Origin of the sequence: Symbiopectobacterium sp. (assembly GCF_051710365.1) — a bacterium.
In the GTDB taxonomy this organism is placed as follows: Bacteria; Pseudomonadota; Gammaproteobacteria; order Enterobacterales; family Enterobacteriaceae; genus Symbiopectobacterium.
Genome location: NZ_JBPETA010000326.1, coordinates 1 through 1,889, shown reverse-complemented (window position 1 = coordinate 1,889; position 1,889 = coordinate 1). Strand labels below are relative to the sequence as shown.

3 pseudogenes are annotated in these 1,889 nt (G+C 45.0%); 1 reads left to right on the top strand and 2 read right to left on the bottom strand.

From position 1 onward, the window contains the following. A pseudogene (locus ACTBDZ_RS17390) lies at positions 1-70 on the top strand (surface-adhesin E family protein); the annotation flags it as partial. Positions 71-126: 56 nt separating this feature from the next. Here the strand turns inward: ACTBDZ_RS17390 and ACTBDZ_RS17385 are convergent. Next, positions 127-467: pseudogene (locus ACTBDZ_RS17385) on the bottom strand (membrane-bound O-acyltransferase); the annotation flags it as partial. A 126-nt stretch (positions 468-593) separates the two neighbouring features. Next, positions 594-1,722: pseudogene (locus ACTBDZ_RS17380) on the bottom strand (D-alanyl-lipoteichoic acid biosynthesis protein DltD). Positions 1,723-1,889 lie beyond the last annotated feature (167 nt).

Sequence of the window (1,889 nt, the reverse complement as noted above, 5' to 3'; positions counted from 1 at the left end):
CATGGCGATGGTCAAAGCGCTTAACCGGATCACGCTATTAGGAATGCCGAACAGTATTCGCATCACGTAACAATCGACCCGATGGGGCACAGTCGTTACAAGTTCTGATTTATTCAACAAAGCCTAAAGCAGCACGTCAACGGCACGGAAGGTCATGAATGACAAGCCAATCATGTTCCAGTGGTTGTTGAGATCTAATTTCACCAGGAACATAGGAAGTAATGTCAGACTGACGGCCTGCCAGGTTTTTAACCAGCCTTTTTCTTTTAATGTGACAAGGAAATAAAACCCAAGAAAAACCACCACGGGAATGAGGTAATCCCCTTGGAAAATATACGCCCAGCCAAATGCCGCCAGCACAGAAAAAGCAGACAAATAGGTCAGCCGATAATGCAATACGCGGTTAACCAGCGCAAACAGTAGAGCTGATGAAAACAGAAGGAAAAAAACGTTCCGGAGCTGTACATCATTTACCCTTCAGAATTTTTGGTATTCGAAATGCACTTTCAAATCCATGCTGTCATCAACAGAGGTCCACGCAACAATGGTGACCGCCAGAAAGAAATAAAGGAAAAAAAGGCGAATGGCTGTTTTCATCGTTTAAAACTCTCAGCAATAAAGCGGTCTATGGCAACCCAAGCCAGTTCAGTGGGATGCAGACGATCCCAGTTCCAGCCGTTCTGATAGGGCTGGGCATACATATCAAAATAGGGAACCCGATGTTGCTCCAGCATCGTTCGGATCTGTTGATCGACTACCTGGAATTTCTCTGAATTTTTAATCGCCCAGGGGTTAATCGGATCAACCACCACCACAAACTGGGCGTTGCGCGCTTTCAACAGTTTGACCGTCGCCCGCAGAGCTTCCAACTGTGAGGGTATTGCTGGCGCGTTGTCCCACTCATCCGGCGTGTTATCGTCGGCAAAAATCGACTTATCCATCCATAGGGTGTCAGCGCTTTGCTGACGTGATTTGTTGAGTTCGCGCGCGTGGGCCAAAGCCATATCCCAATCCGGATTGATGAGGTTGACGGGTTGTTCCGGCCAGGGCTTTGCCGGTTGTGGGGTAATGTTCAGCATTGCCAACCACTCGTTTTTTACCATCTCGCAGAAATTAGCAAAGAGATAACTCACTTCCTGCCAGATAATTTCCGGATACCAGCCATAGATTTCCATCTGGCTGAAGGTTAAGTGGCTGATATCTTCTTTATCAATATTGCGTAAGTATTTGACCAGCAAAGGGCGCGCCAACATATCCTTCATCAAGGGATTAAACACTGATGAGGGGAAGTTGTTGGCAAAAATGGCCGGAGGAATACCTTCAGAATAAAAAGTATCAGGTGCTAACATCAGAACAATTTTGCTATTGGCGTTAATGTCATTTTTAAAACGCGAGAGCAGTAAAAAATGCGTGATGCTATCGACGTAACTATCACCATAAGCTACTAAGGGACGATGTAACTGGTTATTGAAGTAATTATAAACGGCGTAATTTTCATCTTCGGAAGTAGAAACCTCAGATGCGCCAATAAAGAAAATTGCATTTCCCTGTAAAGCATGGGAAATAGTCGCCATGTTTTGCTTGCGTTCCTTCCATTGATTTAATCAGTGGTTGGAATGTCAGCTCTGGATCAGCGGTCCTCACCAGCGGGGGAACGCTGAGGAACAGGATAGCCAGGATCGCCATCAGGATATGTAGGCAGAAAGTATTTTTGATTTTCATTATATAATTTATAATTTGTATTAGTCGCGACTTGATCTGACACTGGACCTTGCAAGGTTGAGAGTTACCGGTTTTGATATGGGTGTCCAATCCTTATACAAAACACGAGGTAACTCTCATGATTCATACTAGGCTGTGTCCCTTAATTGCGTAACCGGTGGTAAAAC